Origin of the sequence: Oceanobacter kriegii DSM 6294 (assembly GCF_000422845.1) — a bacterium.
GTDB lineage: Bacteria > Pseudomonadota > Gammaproteobacteria > Pseudomonadales > Oceanobacteraceae > Oceanobacter > Oceanobacter kriegii.
Genome location: NZ_AUGV01000020.1, coordinates 1 through 18,669 on the forward strand (window position 1 = coordinate 1; position 18,669 = coordinate 18,669).

At 55.0% G+C, this 18,669-nt stretch carries 17 protein-coding genes; 4 read left to right on the forward strand and 13 right to left on the reverse strand.

The annotated features are described in order from the left end of the window. The first annotated feature begins 573 nt into the window (after nucleotides 1-573). Nucleotides 574-3,171, forward strand: coding sequence for a DNA mismatch repair protein MutS (gene mutS, locus G516_RS0111150; RefSeq protein ID WP_028293728.1), 2,598 nt, complete (start codon nucleotides 574-576; stop codon nucleotides 3,169-3,171). Between the two features lie 167 nt (nucleotides 3,172-3,338). Further along, the gene (fdxA, locus tag G516_RS0111155) at nucleotides 3,339-3,668 is read left to right on the forward strand and encodes a ferredoxin FdxA (RefSeq protein WP_028293729.1); all 330 of its coding nucleotides are present in this window, start codon (nucleotides 3,339-3,341) and stop codon (nucleotides 3,666-3,668) included. Nucleotides 3,669-3,833: 165 nt separating this feature from the next. Here fdxA and rpoS read toward each other — a convergent pair whose 3' ends face one another. From rpoS to G516_RS0111210, 11 genes are all read right to left on the reverse strand, one after another. Continuing rightward, a complete protein-coding gene (gene rpoS, locus G516_RS0111160) occupies nucleotides 3,834-4,796 on the reverse strand; it encodes an RNA polymerase sigma factor RpoS (RefSeq protein WP_028293730.1) in 963 nt (320 codons plus the stop codon). A gap of 98 nt (nucleotides 4,797-4,894) precedes the next feature. Then, nucleotides 4,895-5,704, reverse strand: coding sequence for a peptidoglycan DD-metalloendopeptidase family protein (locus G516_RS0111165; protein ID WP_051219300.1), 810 nt, complete (start codon nucleotides 5,702-5,704; stop codon nucleotides 4,895-4,897). Between the two features lie 202 nt (nucleotides 5,705-5,906). Beyond that, a complete protein-coding gene (locus G516_RS0111170; protein WP_028293732.1) occupies nucleotides 5,907-6,824 on the reverse strand; it encodes a DUF368 domain-containing protein in 918 nt (305 codons plus the stop codon). Nucleotides 6,825-6,857: 33 nt separating this feature from the next. Beyond that, nucleotides 6,858-7,496, reverse strand: a complete 639-nt coding sequence (locus G516_RS0111175) for a protein-L-isoaspartate(D-aspartate) O-methyltransferase (RefSeq protein ID WP_084645012.1) — start codon at nucleotides 7,494-7,496, stop codon at nucleotides 6,858-6,860. 47 nt (nucleotides 7,497-7,543) lie between these two features. Then, nucleotides 7,544-8,284: a 5'/3'-nucleotidase SurE gene (surE, locus tag G516_RS0111180; protein ID WP_245582658.1), complete on the reverse strand. Its 741-nt coding sequence runs from the start codon at nucleotides 8,282-8,284 to the stop codon at nucleotides 7,544-7,546. Between the two features lie 13 nt (nucleotides 8,285-8,297). Continuing rightward, complete coding sequence (gene truD / locus G516_RS22100; RefSeq protein WP_051219302.1) at nucleotides 8,298-9,404, reverse strand: tRNA pseudouridine(13) synthase TruD; 1,107 nt, start codon at nucleotides 9,402-9,404, stop codon at nucleotides 8,298-8,300. Nucleotides 9,405-9,465: 61 nt separating this feature from the next. Continuing rightward, a complete protein-coding gene (ispF, locus tag G516_RS0111190) occupies nucleotides 9,466-9,945 on the reverse strand; it encodes a 2-C-methyl-D-erythritol 2,4-cyclodiphosphate synthase (RefSeq protein ID WP_028293735.1) in 480 nt (159 codons plus the stop codon). 89 nt (nucleotides 9,946-10,034) lie between these two features. Beyond that, nucleotides 10,035-10,733 carry a 2-C-methyl-D-erythritol 4-phosphate cytidylyltransferase gene (ispD, locus tag G516_RS0111195; RefSeq protein ID WP_028293736.1) on the reverse strand — a complete coding sequence of 233 codons (699 nt, stop codon included), beginning with the start codon at nucleotides 10,731-10,733 and terminating at the stop codon, nucleotides 10,035-10,037. Further along, on the reverse strand, nucleotides 10,730-11,023 hold the full coding sequence (locus tag G516_RS0111200) for an FtsB family cell division protein (RefSeq protein WP_028293737.1): 294 nt from the start codon (nucleotides 11,021-11,023) through the stop codon (nucleotides 10,730-10,732). The genes ispD and G516_RS0111200 overlap by 4 nt, the downstream gene beginning before the upstream one ends. A 127-nt stretch (nucleotides 11,024-11,150) precedes the next feature. After that, complete coding sequence (gene eno, locus G516_RS0111205) at nucleotides 11,151-12,446, reverse strand: phosphopyruvate hydratase (RefSeq protein WP_028293738.1); 1,296 nt, start codon at nucleotides 12,444-12,446, stop codon at nucleotides 11,151-11,153. Nucleotides 12,447-12,537: 91 nt separating this feature from the next. Beyond that, the gene (locus G516_RS0111210) at nucleotides 12,538-14,166 is read right to left on the reverse strand and encodes a CTP synthase (RefSeq protein ID WP_028293739.1); all 1,629 of its coding nucleotides are present in this window, start codon (nucleotides 14,164-14,166) and stop codon (nucleotides 12,538-12,540) included. Between the two features lie 531 nt (nucleotides 14,167-14,697). Between G516_RS0111210 and G516_RS22105 the strand changes: the two genes are divergently transcribed. Next, a complete protein-coding gene (locus G516_RS22105) occupies nucleotides 14,698-15,702 on the forward strand; it encodes a DMT family transporter (RefSeq protein WP_084645005.1) in 1,005 nt (334 codons plus the stop codon). A 95-nt stretch (nucleotides 15,703-15,797) separates the two neighbouring features. On the opposite strand, the gene G516_RS0111220 is transcribed toward G516_RS22105, so the two are convergent. Beyond that, nucleotides 15,798-16,706, reverse strand: coding sequence for a LysR family transcriptional regulator ArgP (locus tag G516_RS0111220; protein WP_028293740.1), 909 nt, complete (start codon nucleotides 16,704-16,706; stop codon nucleotides 15,798-15,800). Nucleotides 16,707-16,884: 178 nt separating this feature from the next. On the opposite strand from G516_RS0111220, the gene G516_RS0111225 reads away from it, so the two are divergent. Next, a complete protein-coding gene (locus tag G516_RS0111225; protein ID WP_036536022.1) occupies nucleotides 16,885-17,508 on the forward strand; it encodes a LysE/ArgO family amino acid transporter in 624 nt (207 codons plus the stop codon). A gap of 291 nt (nucleotides 17,509-17,799) precedes the next feature. On the opposite strand, the gene G516_RS0111230 is transcribed toward G516_RS0111225, so the two are convergent. After that, nucleotides 17,800-18,570 (reverse strand): Nif3-like dinuclear metal center hexameric protein, encoded by a 771-nt coding sequence (locus tag G516_RS0111230; protein ID WP_036536032.1) that lies wholly within the window; start codon nucleotides 18,568-18,570, stop codon nucleotides 17,800-17,802. Nucleotides 18,571-18,669: the final 99 nt, after the last annotated feature.

The following is an 18,669-nucleotide window of genomic DNA, read 5'->3' on the forward strand; positions in this document are numbered from 1 at the left end:
AGTTAAACAGCAACCAAATCGAACTTCTCAACCAACTCAAGAAGCGAAACAACAACCTCTCAAATCGTGCGGCGCATTATAGAGCGCCGAATCTTCTTGTCAAGCAATCATTTTCAAGCAACTCGATAAAAGTCATTTAAAAACAATCACTTACAATCGAAACGCTCAGCAACAAAACCGAGCACCTCGAACGAAGGCGGCGAATAATACGCGATTAACCGAAGCGGTCAACACCTTAGTGAAGATTTATTTCAAGGACCGCAGCGGCTAAACACGCTGTTTTCCTTGCTCTTCTCTGCCTGAGCAGCGAAGAGGCGCGCATAATACCGGTGTGACATTTTGAGTCAACGGTTTTTATGACAATTCCGTGAATTAGTCATTGGCTGCCTGATAGATGAACAATTTCATGTGTATTCGTATAAAAAGCAGGCAATAGCGGCTCGGTATCTTCAGTTAGCGCTGTTTGATAACCTACGCCCACTGTTTGTTGCGACTCGTTTTTATCGACGGATAAAGAACGACGCAGCAGCCTCTTCTTCTATTGTTTTCAATCTGTACCGGTAAACCGCTTTCATGGCCAAGAACGCTTCTTCTGCGACATCGTCACACACCCCAATGATGCAGCAGTACTTCAAGATCAAAGCAGAATTCCCCGACACCATTCTTTTCTACCGTATGGGTGACTTCTACGAGCTGTTTTATGACGACGCCAGGAAAGCAGCCCATTTGCTGGACATCACCCTGACTGCTCGTGGCAAGAGCGACGGCCAGCCGATTCCAATGGCGGGTGTTCCCTATCACTCGGCAGATAACTACATTGCCCGCTTGGTGAAGTACGGTGAGTCGATCGCCATTGCCGAACAGGTTGGTGACCCGGCGACCAGCAAAGGACCGGTTGAACGTAAAGTGGTTCGTGTCATTACCCCGGGCACACTGACCGACGAAGCCTACCTGGATGAGCGTTCCGATAACTTGCTGGCGTGTATCTGTGGAGAAAAGGGCACCATCGCCGCAGGCGTTGCCGGTATTGCCGTGTTGGAAGTCAGCTCTGGCCGTTTTTCTGTTATGGAAGTTGCTACTGAAGAAGAGCTTCTGGCCGAGATCGAACGTCTGCGCCCAGCGGAAGTATTGTATAGCGATGACCAATCTCTGCCGGAAGCATTGGCAGAACGAGCCGGTGTGCGCAGTCAGGCCCCATGGCATTTTGAATCTGACACCTGTTTCAGACTGTTGACCCAGCAGTTGAAGACCAAGGACTTGCGTGGCTTTGGTTGCGAAGGCATGACCCAGGCTGTTCGCGCCGCTGGTGCTCTGCTGCACTACGCACGCGATACCCAGCGCAACGATCTGCCGCACGTTAGATCACTGCAAGTCGAACTGCCGGACGATGCCATCATTATCGATCCTGCGTCACGCCGTAATCTGGAAATCGACATTAACCAGCAGGGCGATACCAGTCACACACTGGCGTGGGTAATGGATAAAACGTCCACCGCTATGGGCAGCCGTTTGCTGAAGCGCTGGCTGAACCGCCCGGTACGTCATCGTCACCTGTTGGAGCAACGTCAGCAATTCATCAGCGAGCTGCTCGACTCAGGTCTGTGGCAGGACATTCAGCCACTGCTGCGTAACATTGGTGATATTGAACGTATCCTGTCCCGTGTTGCATTGGGCTCTGCCCGCCCGCGTGACCTTGCGCGTCTGCGTGATGCTTACACCGTACTTCCGGATCTGCGTCGCGATCTGGAAACCATCGACTGCCAGCAAGCCAAACAACTGTGGACCGATGTACAGGAATTCCCGCAGTGGGTTGAACGCCTGCAGGCCGCCATTATTGAAAACCCACCGGTAGTGATTCGGGATGGCGGTGTCATTGCCCCCGGTTACGATGAAGAGCTGGATGAGTTGCGAGGCCTGAGTGAAAACGCCGGTGACTTCCTGGTGCAACTGGAAACCCGCGAGCGTGAGCGTACCGGCATCTCGACCCTGAAGGTCGGTTACAACCGGGTACACGGCTACTATATTGAAATCAGCAAGGCCCAGTCCGGCGAAGCCCCTACCGAGTACATTCGTCGCCAGACGCTCAAAAACGCCGAGCGTTTTATCACGCCTGAACTGAAAGAATTCGAAGACAAGGCACTGTCGGCCAAATCCCGTGCACTGAGCCGCGAAAAGCATTTGTACGAACAGCTGGTGATTGATCTGGGCATGGACTTGCCTGCTCTGCAAACCAGCGCCGCCGCCGTTGCCGAGTTGGATGTTCTGGTTAACCTGACGGAACGTGCCGACACTTTGCGCTTCAGCCGTCCACAATTTACCGACGAAGCGGTTGTGGATATTCAACAAGGCCGCCACCCGGTGGTCGAGTCGTTGATTGATGATCCGTTCGTAGCCAATGACACTCGTCTGGATACCCAACAACGCATGCAGATTATCACCGGTCCGAACATGGGCGGTAAATCGACCTACATGCGTCAGGTTGCCCTGATCGTATTGCTGGCACATATCGGCAGCTACGTGCCTGCGGATGTTTGCCGCCTGGCCAGTGTTGACCGCATCTTCACTCGTATGGGTTCTGCCGATGATGTTGCCGGTGGCCGTTCTACCTTTATGGTGGAAATGACCGAAACCGCGAACATTCTGCACAACGCCACCAGTAACAGCCTGGTGTTGATGGATGAAGTGGGACGAGGCACCAGTACCTTCGACGGTTTGTCACTGGCGTGGGCCAGCGCTGCTCACCTGGCCGAGAACATTGGTGCCTACACCTTGTTCGCAACGCACTACTTTGAAATGACAGCCCTGCCGGAAAATCACGACAACGTCGTCAACGTGCATTTGAAGGCCACCGAGCACGACGACAAAATCATCTTCCTGCATTCGGTGGAACAAGGCCCAGCCAGCCAGAGTTACGGTTTGCAAGTGGCTCAGTTGGCCGGAGTTCCAGCCAATGTGATCAACGGTGCCCGTGCTCAGCTCAGCAAACTGGAACAAGGCAGCCTGCCACCAACCAGCCAGAACTTCTCACAGCCGGAACAGCCTCCGTATCAGAATGATATGTTTGCCAGCCTGCCATCGGCAGCAGAAACCCGCTTGAAAGAACTGCAGCCGGATGATCTGACGCCACGCGAAGCGCTGAACCTGCTGTACGAACTGAAAGGCCTGCTGTAACCCGCCGTTCTGCCATCACAAGCGACATTCAACCGACCGTCGCTTGTGAAGCTGGCCATCACTACCTAGAATTGCACCCAATAAACCCGAGCAAAGAACTCGGGTAAATAACTGATTAGCTATGTGCCGATCCCGGCACGCAAACGAATTCTTTCAGGAGAGATCCCATGCCGTTTGTTGTCACCGACAACTGCATCAAGTGCAAATACACTGACTGTGTCGACGTCTGCCCGGTTGACTGCTTCTACGAAGGCCCTAACTTTCTGGTGATTCACCCGGATGAGTGTATCGACTGCGCCCTGTGTGAGCCGGAATGTCCTGCCGAAGCCATTTACTCGGAAGACGAAGTACCAGCTGGTCAGGAGCAGTTCATCGAGCTGAATGCTGACCTGGCTGAAGAATGGGCTGGCAACAACATCACCGAGCGCAAAGACCCGCTGCCAGACGCCGAAGAGTGGGATGGCAAGGAAAACAAGATCGAGCTGCTTGAGCGTTAATCGGATGTGAACCGGCGCTTTAGCCGGTTTGATAACGTGCCGCCTGATTGGGAAACATCCGGTCAGGCAGGCGGCGCCTGACCGGACAGAGAGTGCTGAACGGTCACCTCCCCCTCAGAAGGTGTCGTTCAATCGTCACCGACACGATGACAAGAGTGAGCCTGTTCAGGCTTCACCAAACAGGGTTTCAGCAGTCAAACCCTGGCCTTCCATAATTTCACGCAGACGCTTCAGTGCTTCGACCTGAATCTGGCGCACACGCTCACGGGTCAGGCCAATTTCACGACCCACATCTTCCAGCGTGCTTACCTCATGGCCGCGCAGACCAAAGCGGCGAGCCAGTACTTCGCGCTGCTTTTCAGGCAGCTCGTCGATCCAGTGTTCCAGATTGCTCTGGATGTCGTTGCTTTGCAGCTCTTCGCTTGGGTCTGAAGAGCGCTCATCTGCGATGGTATCCAGAATGGATTTGTCGGAGGAGTTACCCAGCGGGGTATCTACAGACGTCACGCGCTCATTCAGTTTAAGCATGCGTTTTACGTCTTCCACCGGCTTTTCCAGCAGTTCTGCGATTTCTTCCGCGGATGGCTCATGATCCAATTTCTGGGTCAGCTCACGGGCCGCTCGCAGGTATACATTCAGTTCCTTGACCACATGAATCGGCAGACGGATGGTACGGGTCTGATTCATGATCGCACGTTCGATGGTCTGACGAATCCACCAGGTTGCGTAGGTAGAGAAGCGGAAGCCGCGTTCAGGATCGAACTTTTCAACCGCACGGATCAGGCCGAGATTACCTTCTTCAATCAGATCCAGCAGCGCCAGACCGCGATTGATGTAACGTCGGGAGATTTTCACCACCAGACGCAGGTTACTCTCGATCATACGACGACGGCCCATCTCATCACCTTTGCGGGCCAGACGTGCGTAGTGCACCTCTTCCTCGGCAGACAGTAATGGCGAGAAGCCAATCTCGTTCAGGTAAAGTTGGGTTGCGTCCATTTCCTTGTAGGAAGTGTCCGCAGCGAAGCGTTCTGGTGTTTCCTCGGCCTGTTGTTCTTGAGCCTCGGTTTTCATTGCTTCTTGTTCGTCGAAGATCTCTTCATTCAGGTTGCGCTGTTGAAGTGCCATGATCATTCCCCCGCCTATGGTTTTTTTTGTCCTGCATCACCTCTCATTGGGTAGATACAGGAACCATGCCAGAACGGTTGAAAATCAATCCAGGTGGACTACCGTTGTGGCAGGTAGAGCAGCGGATCAACCGGTTTACCGTTCTTCCGGATCTCGAAGTGGAGTTTCACTTCGTTGGTTCCGGTAGAACCTGTTTCGGCAATTGTCTGTCCAGCTTTAACAACTTCTTTCTCGCTGACCAGAATCCGACTGGCGTGGGCGTAGGCGCTGAGGTAGGTGTCATCGTGTTTGATGATGACCAGGTTCCCATATCCCCTGAGCCCTTGCCCGGCGTACACCACAGTTCCCGCCGCTGCTGCCATTACAGATTCCCCCAGCGCCCCGGACAGATCAATCCCCTTGTTGATTGGCTTAGAGGTCGAGAATTGAGCCTTTAAGTTGCCTTGAGAAGGCCATTGCCAAACCAGAGGTTCGCTACCGTCAGCAACCACTGGCGGCTTTTGACCACTCGCAGAAATCTCACTGGAAGAAGGTGAAGGTTTTGACGCAGAAATTGACGGTTTGCTGACAGGACTTGAAACTGCTGGTTTTTTGACCACTCGGCGGGAAGTGCCGGATTTCCGTACGTCAATTTTCTGACCAGGATAAATGGTGTAAGGGCTTGGAATACCGTTGTTGCGGGCCAGATCCATATGGTCGACCCCATAACGCCAGGCAATGGAGTACAAAGTGTCACCCTTGGCTACGGTGTAATAACCAGATGAACTTTGCGCTGTCCCTCTTTGTTTATAGACCACTCGTTCAGAATCACCAAATTTCTCCTCAACAGAGATAAAGCCGCCGGTTCCGGAGCATGCCGTCGTCAAAGTGGCTATTGTGACTATCGTGACAGCGTACAGGCGATTCATGATTTTTCCGGGTCGGGTAAATTTTGACACCTTGAAGTGACAGGTTTCCGTTAACAGGCGCATCCCTGAACCAATTTATACAAGGTGAATTAAAATTCCATTGTTTATGCTTATTAAGTATAAAAAAGAGGAGCAGTTACCAGAATTTTTTTATCAGGCCACCAATGAACGGTCGGACATCAACGTGACCGACCAAACCCCACTATTCTTTAACATTTTTTTCTGAATTGCCCCGAGCGGCGATCCACTCCAGCCCCAGCACCAGCGCGGCACCGGCAATCATTAATAGAATCGCCAGCATCAAATCCGTTCCCATGTCCGGCAACACGTTCATCTGGTTAACCGGCACCGTCTCGCCTTTGCTGTTGATTCGAGTCGTCAGGGTTTCTTTCCATGGCCACACCTTCACCAGTGAGCCCACCATAAAGCCTGTCAGCACCGCAAAGGTCGCTTCTTTCCAGCCAGCCAGCAACCAGGTCAGAAAACGGGAGAAGCTCATCAGGCCAATCACTGCACCAGCGCCAAACAACGCCATGATGGCCAGATCGAAACTTTTCAGCGCTCCCAGAATGGGCTCGTACAGTCCCATCAACAACAGAATAAAGCTGCCGGATATGCCCGGCAAAATCATGGCACAAATGGCAACGCTGCCTGCCAGGAACACAATCAGTGGTGTTGCTTCAACCGAAGTAGGTGACGCTGCACTGATGCCACCGGCAATCAAGGCCCCCAATACCAATAGCACCATGCGTTGTGGATTCCACTGTGTGATCTCGCGGCCGACATGAAATACCGAGGCGATGATCAAACCAAAGAAGAAGGCCCACAACCAGATCGGGTAATGAATCAGTAAATAATGCAGTCCTTTGGCCAGCGACAGCAGCGCCACCAGAATGCCGCTACCCAATACCAGCAAGAAGGTGCCATTAATGTAGCGCCATGCGGCTGCGGGCCCTTCCGAGAACAAAAGCTTCACGGCCTTGGCGTCGACCTTGCGAATGGAGCCCAACAGGGTGTCGTAAATACCGGTTACGAATGCGATGGTGCCACCGGAAACGCCGGGCACCACATCGGCAGCGCCCATCGCGATGCCTTTAAGAAACAACCACAGGAATTGCATGGAACGTCCTTGCCTGAGAAAGAGATTGGAAAATTAGCGTTGCACGCCGGATAAGAAAGGTACGAACCAGGCATCTTCCAGCTCTTTGGTGACAAAATTGTCGCCGTGGCGGGTGATCAGCACCAGTCGTTGTTGTTTGCGGCCACCCACCGGCATCACCAGTCGGCCGCCGTCGGCCAGTTGTTCCTTCAACGCTTGTGGAACCTGCTCGGGTGCTGCGGCAACCAGAATGCCTTCAAACGGGCCTTTTTCCGGCAATCCCCAGCTGCCATCGGACAGCGAGCAGGACACATTGCGGTACTTGAGGTCGTACAGGCGGTTGCGGGCCTTGGCGTAGAGCGGCTCGATGCGTTCGACCGAATACACCTGATCAACAAACTGCGAAAGCACGGCCGATTGATAACCGCAGCCGGTGCCCACTTCCAATACCCGCCCCAGACGTGGCTGCTCACCCAACAGAATTTCTGTCATGCGCGCCACGGTGTAAGGCTGACTGATGGTTTGGCCATGACCAATCGGCAATGGCGTGTCTTCGTAAGCACGGTGAGAAAGGGCTTCATCCACAAACAGGTGCCGTGGGATCGACGCCATCACCGCCAGAACCTGTTCGTTCTTGATACCGGCATCGCGCAATCGTTGCACCAGTCTGTCACGGGTTCGTTGTGAGGTCATGCCAATGCCGCTGACCAGCTGGGTTGTCACCTTGTTGTTCTCCTCGTTTACCCCAAAACCACCTGCAAGTGTTCCAGCGCAGTGTGGTGTGTCATGTCCATCTGAATCGGCGTAATGGATACGTAGCCGTGTTCAATGGCATGAAAATCGGTTCCTGGCCCGGCGTCTGCAACCTCTCCAACCCCGGCAATCCAGTACAGCTGTTTACCGCGGGGGTTGGTGGTCAGTACCGGGTTATCAGACTTGAGTCTGTGGCCCAGCCGGGTAATTTTGTGGCCGGCCAGTTGTTCATAAGGAACATCCGGCACGTTGATATTGATGACGCTGTTGACTGGCAACTGCAAACGTTCGAGCTTTGGCAGCAGCTCAATAATAACCCGGGCAGCAGTTTCAAAATGCTGTTTGCCGACCAGCGAAACCGCCACCGGCGTTTTGGCCAGAAAGCGGCCTTCCATCGCCGCGGCAACGGTGCCGGAATAAAGCACGTCATCGCCCAGGTTTGCGCCTGCGTTAATGCCCGATACTACCCGCTCGCATTGTCCTTCAAACAGCGAGTTAATGCCCAGATGCACACAGTCAGTCGGCGTACCGCTGACACTGACAAAGCCGTTGTCCAGGGTGGTTGGCAACAACGGGCGATCCAGCGTCAGAGAATTACTGGCACCGCTGCGATCGCGGTCGGGCGCAATCACCGACACCTGATAGCCGTTGGACTGCAATGTCTCGGCGAGCATTTTCAGGCCCGGCGCCTGGGCACCGTCGTCGTTCGATAGCATCACATGCGTCACGATTTGTCTCCTGTCATTCCGGTGCTGTCGGGGCTGGAGCCAGCTCCCGTTGTGGTTCTTCGGCGACCAGAATTTCCTTCAACAATGAAGTTGCATAATAACCGGCCCCGAGGCAAAAACAGACCTTCAGGGAGAGGGAATTGTCGGCTTCTGCCAACCAGGTCCAGCTCATGGCTTCCGGCATCACCACCAGAGAACGGCGCTCCTGACTGAGGCCACTGTGCTCCAGCGCATCCAGTACGTCCTTGTAACGGAACAGCACGCCCGCTTCAAAACCGCCCAGCTCACCGCTCACCAGTGAACGGCCACGGCCCCACATCGGGCCGGTAGGCAAGCCTTTGTCGTCGAGCATTTGCTCGGCCGCATCGTGTGCCAGCGGACGATTCCAATGGCCACAAGCCACCCGTGCTGCCAGCACTTCATTGAATAGGTAAGACCGAACCGCCGACAGGTAAATGCTTTTCTTGTTGGCGTTACGAACGCGCATTTCACGGCGCAGCATTTTGATGCCCGCTTCAATGTTGCCGCCGTCATGGCCAAAACGCTGATCACCAAAGTAGTTCGGGTAGCCGCCCTGCTGAACCTGTTGCAGGTTGTGCTCCATCGCCTCGCGATCGCCAGTGACGTTGCGCAGGGTAATCACAAAGCGGTTGCCCAGCAGATCGCCACGGCGCAGTTTTTTGTTGTGGCGGGCCTGGCTCAGCACCTTGAATTCGTCATGCTGGATCGAGGTAAAGTCCGGCGTTTCGCCTTTGGGCAGATACACACTGAACCACTGTTTGGACACCGAATGGCGATCCTTGAGGCCAGCAAAGCCCACGTCGAGGTCACGGACACCGGCAAAACGGGCAATTTCAGCTGCTACAAAAGCGGTGTTGGCGCCAGTCTTTTCCACCCACATCCAGACGTGCTCGCCTTCGCCGCAGGGCATGCCCAGCGGCAATTCATCGACCAGAAAATCCTCTACCGCCTGTTTCAGCGTGCCTCGACCATCGGTTTGTGGCAAACCCGACGGCCACCAGGCTGGCCATTGTGGCAACGGCTGTGCGGCCACCGGCTTGTCTTCCGCAGGCGCCGAAGGAGATCGGGATGATTCGTTTTGGGTGTTGGCTTCAGTCAAGGTGTGTTTCCGACAGACAATACGTTCGATAGAGCGCAGGCTCGCCGAGCCTGCGCCGGTGTTAATTGGAAGACGCGACGATCAGTGCGACCGCGTGCACAGAGATGCCTTCCTTGCGCCCCACATAGCCCAGCTTTTCGGTGGTGGTGGCTTTCACGTTGACGTCATCAAGGCGCACGTTAAGGTCAGCGGCAATGGCCTGACGCATATTGCTGATGTGCGGTGCCATTTTCGGCGCCTGGGCAATGATGGTGACATCAACATTTCCTACCACATAGCCTTTGTCAGCAATCAGGCTGACCACATGACGCAACAACATGCGGCTGTCGGCCCCCTTCCACTGCTCATCGGTATCCGGGAAATGCTGGCCAATATCGCCCAGCGCGGCAGCGCCCAGCAAGGCATCGGCCAGTGCGTGCAGTGCCACATCGCCGTCCGAGTGCGCCTTGAGGCCGTGGGTATGAGGAATTTGTATGCCGCCCAGCGTAATAAAGTCGCCTTCGTCAAAGGCGTGTACATCAAAACCGTGTCCGATTCGCATGGCGTTACTCACTCCGTTATGAACATCCCGAGCGCTGGTAATAGTAGCGCCGGGACAAGCAATGATTCAGGGGCTGTAGTGTAACGGTTTTAGGTCCGCTTTTGCTGCAAGAACAGCTCGGCAAGGGCAAGATCTTCCGGTCGGGTGACCTTGATGTTGTCGGCACGGCCCGCAACCAGACGCGGCTGATGGCCAAGATGCTCTATCGCCGAGGCTTCGTCGGTCACGCCAAAGCCGTCTGCGAGGCTCTGCTCGATGGCTTGCGTGAGTAATCCCAGCGGGAAAACCTGTGGGGTCAGGGCATGCCAGAGCTGTTCGCGTTCGACTGTATGGTCGATGACCGTATCGCCCGCCGCATTGGTGATGCCACGCTTCATGGTATCGCGGGTGGGACTGGCCAGAATCGCGCCGGGGAAGCTCAACTGAGCAATCAGGGTGTCGAGATCGCTGTGAGCAAGGCATGGACGGGCAACGTCGTGTACCAGCACCCAGTCATCTGGCTGGCCAAATTCAGCGATGCACTTGAGGCCGTTCAATACAGAAAAGTAACGCTCCGGGCCGCCACTGGCGCGCACAATGCGTTCGTCGTTGGCAAATTCGGAGTTTGGCCAGTACGGGTCCTGATCGGACAACACCAGAACCAGTTGCCGGAACGCCGGGTAAGCCAGCAGGGTTTCGAGTGTATGATCAATCAGCAAACGCTGATTAAGGGAAAGGTATTGCTTGGGGCGGTCGGCTTGCATACGGGAACCAACGCCCGCAGCGACCACCAAAGGCCAGATTGTCATTTACCAGGCTCTACAAACAGAATCAGGGTTTCACCGTCTTCAACCAGCCCAAGGTCTTCGCGGGCTTTTTCTTCCAGAATGGCAGTGCCGTGACGCAGGTCGGCCACTTCCAGATGCATCTGGGTGTTGCTGTCGTCGAGTACCCGAATGTCTTCCGCAATGCGTTCGATCTGACGGCCCAGCTGCTTGCTGGCCAGTACGCCGCTGTCGTCCCACCAGATGCGGTATTGCAAGATCAGCAATAACAGCACACCAATGGTCAGCAGAATACGTTGGGTCAGCAGGGTCATGTTGAAGTCCGAATGCATGAATGGTCGTTGGGAAGCTCCGGCAACCCGAACGGTGACGGGTTATTCAGAGGGCTCAGACACAACAAAACCGGGTCAGTGCCCGGTTTTGTTAATCAAGGTTAGACGATTATGCCTGACCTTTGATCTCTTTCAGACCGTTGTACGGTGCTTTTTCACCCAACTGCTCTTCGATGCGCAGCAGACGGTTGTACTTGGCAACACGGTCAGAACGGCACAGGGAACCGGTCTTGATCTGACCAGCCGCAGTACCTACTGCCAGGTCGGCAATGGTAGCGTCTTCGGTTTCACCGGAACGGTGAGAGATCACAGCGGTGTAACCTGCGTCCTTGGCCATTTTGATGGCTTCCAGAGTTTCGGTCAGGGAACCGATCTGGTTGAACTTGATCAGGATGGAGTTACCAATGCCCTTTTCGATGCCTTCGGACAGGATCTTGGTGTTGGTTACGAACAGGTCGTCACCGACCAGCTGTACCTTGGCACCCAGTTTTTCGGTCTGGTACTTCCAGCCATCCCAGTCAGACTCGTCCTGACCGTCTTCAATAGAAACGATCGGGTACTGGTCGCACAGCTCGGCCAGGAAGTCCGAGAACTGTTCGGAAGTGAACACCTTGCCTTCGCCGGACAGGTCGTACTTGCCGTCTTTGTAGAATTCGGAAGAGGCACAGTCCAGCGCCAGAGTAACGTTGCCACCCAGCTCGTAACCGGCGTTGGCAACGGCTTCTTTAATAGCAGCCAGAGCGTCAGCGTTGGAAGCTAGGTCAGGGGCGAAACCACCTTCGTCACCAACCGCAGTGTTCAGGCCTTTAGTAGACAGAACTTTCTTCAGGCTGTGGAAGATTTCAGCGCCACAACGCAGGGCTTCTGCGAAGTTAGGAGCGCCAACTGGCTGAACCATGAACTCCTGGATATCAACGTTGTTGTCGGCGTGCTCGCCACCGTTGATGATGTTCATCATAGGTACTGGCATGGAGTACACGCCAGCAGTGCCGTTCAGGTCGGCAATGTGCTCGTACAGTTCAACGCCTTTGGCAGCAGCAGCGGCTTTGGCGTTAGCCAGAGACACCGCCAGAATGGCGTTGGCGCCCAGCTTGGACTTGTTGTCGGTGCCATCCAGCTCCAGCATTTTGCCGTCAACGGCACGCTGGTCAGTGGCATCCAGACCCAGCAGGGCTGGCTTGATGATGTCGTTGACATTGGCAACAGCGGTCAGAACGCCTTTGCCCAGGTAACGGCTCTTGTCACCGTCGCGCAGTTCCAGTGCTTCGCGGGTACCGGTAGATGCGCCGGATGGGGCACAAGCAGTACCGAAGAAGCCACCTTCCAGGGTAACGTCCGCTTCAATCGTCGGGTTACCACGGGAATCCAGCACTTCGCGCGCTTTGATATCAACAATCTTCGCCATGAGATTTCTCCATAAGTAATAGTTGGCAATAAGGTGCTCTGGCCCGCGCCCTCGTTGGTCAGACGAGGAGGCGAGCAGTCTTGCCGGTCAATTATTGTTTTGTCTGGTGATCCATAGCCGCCTTGATGAAGGACGCAAACAGTCCATGTCCGTCACGAGGCGTGGAGGTAAATTCAGGGTGGAACTGACAGCCAACGAACCATGGGTGGTCTGGTACTTCAACCACTTCCACCAGCTCGCCGTCGACAGAGCGACCTGCGATAACCAGGCCAGCGTCTTCCAGGCCAGGTACCAGTGAAGAGTTCACTTCGTAGCGGTGACGGTGACGTTCAACAATCACATCAGCGTCGTAGGCTTTGGCGGTATTGGAGCCCGGGGTCAGGACACATTCCTGGCCGCCCAGACGCATGGTGCCGCCCAGATCGGATTCTTCGGTACGGGTTTCCACGTTACCGGAGGCGTCTTTCCATTCGGTAATCAGGCCGACTACCGGGTGTTTGGTGTCGTTGCTGAATTCGGAAGAGTGCGCGTCGGTCCAGCCAGCCACGTTACGGGCAAACTCGATCACGGCAACCTGCATGCCCAGACAAATGCCCAGGTATGGAACCTTGTTCTCACGAGCGTACTGAACCGTACGGATCTTGCCTTCAACACCACGGTTACCAAAACCGCCAGGTACCAGAATGGCATCCATGTCGTCGAGGATATCGGTGCCTTTGCGCTCGATGTCTTCGGCGTCGATGTAGCGGATATTAACCTTGGCGCGGTGGTGAATACCGGCGTGGTCAATGGCTTCGATCAGTGACTTGTAAGCGTCCAGCAGATCCATGTACTTGCCAACCATGGCAATGTTCACGGTTTTCTCCGGGTTCAGCTTGGCGTCGGCCACGTCGTCCCATTCGGTCAGATCGGCTTCCTTGCAGTTGAGGTCGAATTTCTCAACGATCAGATCGTCCAGACCGGCTTCGTGCAAGTGGCGTGGAATCTTGTAGATGGTGTCGGCATCTTCCAGTGGAATTACCGCACGCTCTTCCACGTTGGTGAACAACGCGATTTTGCGCAGTGCAGAGGCTTCGATCTTGTGATCGGAGCGACACAGCAGAACGTCAGGCTGCAAGCCAATGGTACGCAGCTCTTTTACCGAGTGCTGGGTTGGCTTGGTTTTGGTTTCGCCAGCAGTGGCGATGTAAGGAACCAGTGTCAGGTGCATGGACAGCGCGCGACGGCTACCCAGCTCTACTTTCATCTGACGTACGGCTTCCAGGAACGGCTGGGACTCGATGTCGCCCACAGTACCGCCAATTTCAACCAGCGCGACGTCTGAACCTTCAGCACCTTCCAGCACACGACGTTTGATTTCGTCGGTGATGTGAGGAATTACCTGAACGGTACCGCCGAGGTAGTCGCCGCGGCGCTCCTTGGCCAGAACGTCGGTGTAGATTCGACCGGTGGTGAAGTTGTTACGACGTGACATGGTGGTGCGAATAAAACGCTCATAGTGACCCAGGTCCAGGTCAGTTTCAGCGCCATCTTCTGTCACAAACACCTCACCGTGCTGGAAAGGGCTCATGGTGCCTGGATCGACGTTGATGTACGGGTCCAGCTTGAGCATGGTGACCTTGAGGCCACGGGCTTCCAGAATGGCAGCCAAAGATGCAGAAGCGATGCCTTTCCCCAACGAAGAAACAACACCACCTGTGACAAAGATAAAACGTGTCATAGAAGGTCCGCGAAAAGAGGTGATAGATCAAATGGAAGGCAAGAAGAACCTTCACTAGAGATGGGAGGGCAGGATACCAGAGTCGACAAAGACCGTAAAATTCTTTGGCCTTGTTCAGGCGAAGAAAGTCATGATAATTTGCTAAATTGCACTTCAGGCGGGAATTAACTGAATTTCTGTCCGCCAACATAGCTATCGACCACTACAGCAACCTGACTCCGGACACTCACGTGAAGGTTTTTGCCAGTATCAACAGCGTAGACTCTGACGCCTGCATCAGCACGGCGGGATCTCGATCGTCTGCGTGCTTGTCTGTTGAGCTGTCTGGCTGGCTAACTGCGTGGCGGGTAAAAACGCGTCAGGCCTGATTGATTTCACGGGTCTGACGTTTGAGCGTTGCAGGCCCGGATACCCCTACGAAGTTTGTAAAAATCCCCCTGCTTCTCTCATCTTTTTTCGTCAGCCCCTTTCTGCCATTGAGCCCTAAGGCTGTTACGTACAGCCGGGCTGTTCATCACAAAGGATACGTAAATGAACACGGCAACCGCACGAACGGAGTCAAAAGACTCCGAAAACACCGGCTCTGACACTAGCACCGCCAACAGCGATCAGCGCTTTGGCCTGTTACTGGCGCTCTGTGCCGCTACCCTGTTTTCCACCAAGCCCATCATTATCAAGTGGCTGTATGCCGAAGGCGTCGATACCTTGCCCTTGATGTGGCTGCGACTTTCCATCGCCCTGCCCTTTTATCTGGTGATCGGCTGGCTAGCGTTTCGCAAACGCACTGTGCCGGTAACCGTCGCAGCGGTCGTCAAAGCCATGGCCGTTGGTTTGCTGGGCTACTACCTGGCATCACTGCTCGACTTGTTAGGACTTCAGTACGTCAGCGCCCAGCTGGAGCGACTGGTGTTGTACGCCTACCCGTCCATCGTCGTGGTGCTGGGCATTGTGCTGTTCGGCAAAGCCTTTAACAAAGCGATCGTATTGCCGCTGCTTTTAACCTATGCCGGGCTGCTGTTTATGTACGGCAATGACCTGACCATGCTGTCGGCCAGCAGTGAACAGGCAGCCTTTGCCTCAGATTCCAATGAATTATTGATCGGCAGCTTGCTGGTACTGGGCAGCGCCTTATCGTTTGCCTTCTACCTTGTGTACAGCAAACCCTGTATTCAACAACTCGGCAGCGTGTTGTTCACCAGCATCGCCATGACCTCGGCTACGTTTGCCACCCTGATACACAACAGTGTCAGCGGTTGGATCACCGGCGAGCCTATGGTGTTACTGCCGGACTATTCGCTGGACGTTTGGCTGGGAATTATTGGTCTTGCGGTCTTTGCCACCGTCGTGCCGTCGTTTCTGGTCAGCACCGCCATTGGCCGTATCGGCCCAGAGAAAACCAGCATGAGCGGCACCCTTGGGCCGGTTGCCACCACCCTGATGGCGGTATGGTTGCTGGACGAGCCGATGTCGCTGTTCAGCGTTGCAGGTATGGCATTGGTGGTGTTTGGGGTATGGCGTTTGAGTAAGGTGAAATAGCCCATCGGCAGCAAGCTGTATTTCACAAAAAGCAGCTGGCTACCACAAACATTCGGCGATCATATACTGTGGGAGAGAGCTTGCTCTCGAATAGCCTAGGACGTCACCAACACATCGGCGGCGGCTTTGACGACGGCCTCGCGCAAACCGCGCATGGCCGGGCTTTCGGTTTGCCAGTAGTGCCAATACAGCGGCACGTCGAGGTGATAGCCCGGCACCACATCCACCAGCGCGCCGCTGTCGAGTAAATCCTGCACCTGTATTTGCGGCATCATGCCGTAACCCAACCCGGCTGCGGCCATACGAATAAACCCTCCCGCCGATGGGCAAATGTGGTAACGCTGAGGCTCCGGTGTTTGCGGGTGCGGTGTATGAGGTGCAACGGTGCGCAAAAAACGGTGTTGCAGTTGGTCGTCTTGGTTAAAGATCAGACTGGGCAGCTCCCCCAGCGGTGGTTGTGGTTGCCCCAACGGTTGGCCGCACTGGTGGCGTTCAACAAACCCAGGACTGGCCAGCGCCCGATATCGCAAAATTCCCATCGGTTCGGCCAAGCCGCCATTCACCGGGTGTGCTTCGGCACAAATACAGGCCATCACTTCGCCGTTTTTCATACGGCGCAAGCCCACGTCCTGATCTTCCACCAGCAGCTCGAAATCCATTCGTTCGGCTTGCTCCGCCTGTGCCAGTGCCGCGGGTAACCAGGTGTCGAGGGAATCGGCGTTCACCGCCAAGCGCACTCGTAAGCTGCCGGTTTCTTCATCCGGCAACAGCAAGCCTTGCTCCAATTGCTGCACCTGCTGCAAATGGTTGGCAAGTTTTTGGCCCAGTTCGGTCGGTTTTGGGGGCGTGGTTCTGAGCAGTACCGGCTGGCCGAGTTTGAATTCCAGCTGGCGAATGCGCTGGCTGACCGCCGATTGACTGACGTTCAAACGCTGCGCCGCACGTTCAAAACCACGGGCTTCAATCACCGCTGCCAGAGCCTGTAACGCGCGATAGTCGATCATAAGCCAACCTTATATCCCATTAGATTTATGATTTGGACTTATATCAGTCTGATCACTAATCTTCCACCCAGTCGCTGATGCCACTGCGGTTTCTGCGCCAGATTTATCACGGCATCGCCTGCGCAACGATGCCAAGAAAACAATCGCTGAACCTCCACGTTTTAGAAGAAGAACCACCATGTCTGATTTACTGATTCACATCCAACCTGCGCTGACCGGCTTTGCCATTACCATGGGCCTGATCGTGGCGATTGGCGCCCAGAATGCCTGGATTTTGCAAAAGAGCCTGCGTGGCGAAAACCCGTGGACCATCGCCAGTGTGTGCATTGCGCTGGATGTGGTGCTGGTGTCGGTGGGTGTGTTTGGACTGGATTACATTCAGGGCCTGATTCCGGGACTGGTGCCGGTGTTAACCTGGATGGGCGTTGCCCTGCTGCTGTGGTTGGCCTTTCAAGCCTTCGGGCGAGCCATGCAAAGCGGCGATGGACTGGTGGCTGCGGGACCAGCTGAAGCGGTCAGTCCATGGAAAAGCGCTGGTCAGGTGATGGCCCTGTCACTGATTAACCCACACGTTTATCTGGATACCGTGGTATTGATTGGCAGCGTTGGTGCACAACAATCCCACCCCGGCGTGTTTGTGATTGGCGCTGCTATGGGGTCTACCTTGTGGTTCTGTACGCTGGTGACCGGCGCCAAGAAGCTGCGCCCTTACCTGACCTCGGCCCGTCATTGGCAAATTCTGGATGCCACCACAGGCTCTGTACTGGTGCTGGTAGCGCTGTCGATTGCGCCGATTTGGTAAAAACGTCGGATGTCGGATGTCGGATGTCGGATGTCGGATGTCGGATGTCGGATGTCGGATGTCGGATGTCGGATGTCGGATGTCGGATGTCATCAGAACCGTCGTAGGCTGGGCCCTGCCCAGCAATCGTTGGGCGGGGCCCAACCTACGAATATGCCATGCTGCGAGGGTCAAACCGTAATGTCAGATGGCAGTCGCTTCGCGCCTTTATCAAACCTACGAGATTCACCTGATATGAGCAGTACGTTGTAGGAGCGAATTTATTCGCGAAACACAGACCCCAGGCTATCCTCACACCGGATTATCAATATCCACAAAGGTCACTTTCACGCCGAATTCGGTTTCCAGATGCTGGCCCAGCGCCCGGGCACCATAGCGTTCGGTGGCGTGGTGGCCAGCGCTGTAGAAGTGGGTGCCGGTTTCGCGGGCAAGGTGTACTGCCGGTTCGTTGATTTCGCCGGTAATAAAGGCATCCACACCGGCGTCCACCGCCAGTTGCAAATACCCTTGTGCGCCCCCCGTACACCAGGCCACGGTTTCAACGATGTCTTCGTTTTCGCCAATGTGCAGCGGCTCGCGGTCGAGCTTTGACGCAATCCACTGGCTGAATTCAGCGGCGGTCATGGCTTTGGGTAGTTTACCAATAGAGCCCGGTGTCGATGGGTCAAGCGGGTCAATCGGTCCGGTGGTTTCCAATTCCAGCAGATCGGCCAGCTGCGCGTTGTTGCCCAGCTCCGGGTGAACATCCAGCGGCAAGTGGTAAGCGATCAGGTTAATGTCGTGCTGCAGCAGCGCTTTCAGGCGTTCTTTTTTTATCCCGACCACCCGCTGGTCTTCGCCTTTCCAGAAATAGCCATGGTGTACCAGCAAGGTATCGGCACCCAGTTCAATGGCTTCTTCAATCAATGCCTGACTGGCGGTCACGCCCGTCACGATGTGATGAATGCGCTCGCGGCCTTCCACTTGCAAACCATTGGGGCAGTAGTCCCGGGTGCGGCGGGATTGCAGCAAATTTTCAAGATGCGTCAGTAATTGCTTTCGATCGATGGCCGTTTCCAACATGATGCTTCCAGACTATTTTCGTTATGGCGACAGACTGGCAGAATACCCGCTATTACCCCTGTTTTTAAATGGCCTGCCGCACGCTACCGGTTACCGCCG

Excerpts from the sequence above, each read along its gene's own strand:
- G516_RS0111170 (WP_028293732.1), bottom strand. The coding sequence starts at position 6,824 with ATGCAATTCCTGTGGTTGTTTCTTAAAGGCATCGCGATGGGCGCTGCC.
- fdxA (WP_028293729.1), top strand. The coding sequence starts at position 3,339 with ATGCCGTTTGTTGTCACCGACAACTGCATCAAGTGCAAATACACTGAC.
- G516_RS22105 (WP_084645005.1), top strand. The coding sequence starts at position 14,698 with ATGAACACGGCAACCGCACGAACGGAGTCAAAAGACTCCGAAAACACC.
- G516_RS0111220 (WP_028293740.1), bottom strand. The coding sequence starts at position 16,706 with ATGATCGACTATCGCGCGTTACAGGCTCTGGCAGCGGTGATTGAAGCC.
- G516_RS0111225 (WP_036536022.1), top strand. The coding sequence starts at position 16,885 with ATGTCTGATTTACTGATTCACATCCAACCTGCGCTGACCGGCTTTGCC.
- eno (WP_028293738.1), bottom strand. The coding sequence starts at position 12,446 with ATGGCGAAGATTGTTGATATCAAAGCGCGCGAAGTGCTGGATTCCCGT.
- rpoS (WP_028293730.1), bottom strand. The coding sequence starts at position 4,796 with ATGGCACTTCAACAGCGCAACCTGAATGAAGAGATCTTCGACGAACAA.
- ispF (WP_028293735.1), bottom strand. The coding sequence starts at position 9,945 with ATGCGAATCGGACACGGTTTTGATGTACACGCCTTTGACGAAGGCGAC.
- ispD (WP_028293736.1), bottom strand. The coding sequence starts at position 10,733 with ATGACAATCTGGCCTTTGGTGGTCGCTGCGGGCGTTGGTTCCCGTATG.
- G516_RS0111230 (WP_036536032.1), bottom strand. The coding sequence starts at position 18,570 with ATGTTGGAAACGGCCATCGATCGAAAGCAATTACTGACGCATCTTGAA.
- mutS (WP_028293728.1), top strand. The coding sequence starts at position 574 with ATGGCCAAGAACGCTTCTTCTGCGACATCGTCACACACCCCAATGATG.
- G516_RS0111210 (WP_028293739.1), bottom strand. The coding sequence starts at position 14,166 with ATGACACGTTTTATCTTTGTCACAGGTGGTGTTGTTTCTTCGTTGGGG.
- G516_RS0111200 (WP_028293737.1), bottom strand. The coding sequence starts at position 11,023 with ATGACCCTGCTGACCCAACGTATTCTGCTGACCATTGGTGTGCTGTTA.
- G516_RS0111165 (WP_051219300.1), bottom strand. The coding sequence starts at position 5,704 with ATGAATCGCCTGTACGCTGTCACGATAGTCACAATAGCCACTTTGACG.
- G516_RS0111175 (WP_084645012.1), bottom strand. The coding sequence starts at position 7,496 with ATGACCTCACAACGAACCCGTGACAGACTGGTGCAACGATTGCGCGAT.